1 pseudogene is annotated in these 960 nt (G+C 79.0%); it reads left to right on the top strand.

The features are described 5' to 3' along the window. A pseudogene (locus KS423_RS46230) lies at positions 1-960 on the top strand (AfsR family transcriptional regulator); the annotation flags it as partial.

The raw sequence follows: 960 nt of genomic DNA, 5'->3' as shown, positions 1-960 counted from the left end.
CGCCCGCCTGGCCCGACTGTGCGACGGCCTGCCGCTGGCCCTGCGGCTGGCCGCCGCCCGCCTCGCCACCGGCCCCGCCCGCGCGCTGGCCGCCCTCGCCGACGAACTCGCAGACGAACAGGACCGCCTGGACCTCCTCGACGTCGAGGACACCAGCGTCGCCGCCGCCCTCGCCCTGACCGTCCAGCACCTGAGCGAACCCGCCCACCGGATGTTCCGCCGCCTCGGCGCCCACACCGGCGCCACCCTCGACAGCCGTACCGCCGCCGCCCTGGCGGGCTGTCGCCCCGACGAGGCCGCCGACGCGCTGGCCCGACTGGCCGCCGCCCACCTGATCGTCCAGATCGGCCGGGACGCCTACACCCTGCACGACCTGGTCCGCCTCTACGCCCGCAGCCTGCCCGGCGACACCGACACCCAGGTGCTGCCCCGCCTGCTCGACCACCTGCTCAACACCCTCCTCACCGCCTGCGCCGCCGCCGAACCGGGCAGCGAACCGTGCTGCACCCTGCCGCCCGGCACCCGCCGCCCCGCCGACGTCCGCCCCTTCCCCGACCGGGCGAGCGCGCTCGCCTGGTACGCCGCCGAACGCGACACCCTGCGCGGCGCGGTCGAGGCGGCGGTCGCCGCCGGACTGCACGACCGCGCCTGGCGCCTGGTGCTGCTCCAGTGGCCGCTGATCGTCTGGCAGGTCCGGGACGGCTGGGCGCCGCTGCTCGAACACGGCCTGGCCGCCGCCGAGGCCGACCGCGACCCCGGCGCCCAGTCCCGCGCCCGGGCCCTGTTGGGCTGGGTCCTGCTGGAGGAGGGCCGCCCCGAACAGGCCCTCGTCCACCTGGAGCGCGCCCCCGACCTCGCCGCCCGGGCCGGCGACGGCACCGCCCAGGCCGTCGCCCTGGTCAACCTCGCCGTCGCCCTCGCCCGCCACGGCGACCACGCCGGCCGCGCCCGGGTCCGCGG

Origin of the sequence: Streptomyces sp. LS1784, from assembly GCF_020103755.1 — a bacterium.
Classification (GTDB): domain Bacteria; phylum Actinomycetota; class Actinomycetes; order Streptomycetales; family Streptomycetaceae; genus Kitasatospora.
The sequence above is the reverse complement of the archived record's forward strand: the minus strand, read 5'-3'. Positions and strand labels throughout refer to the sequence as shown.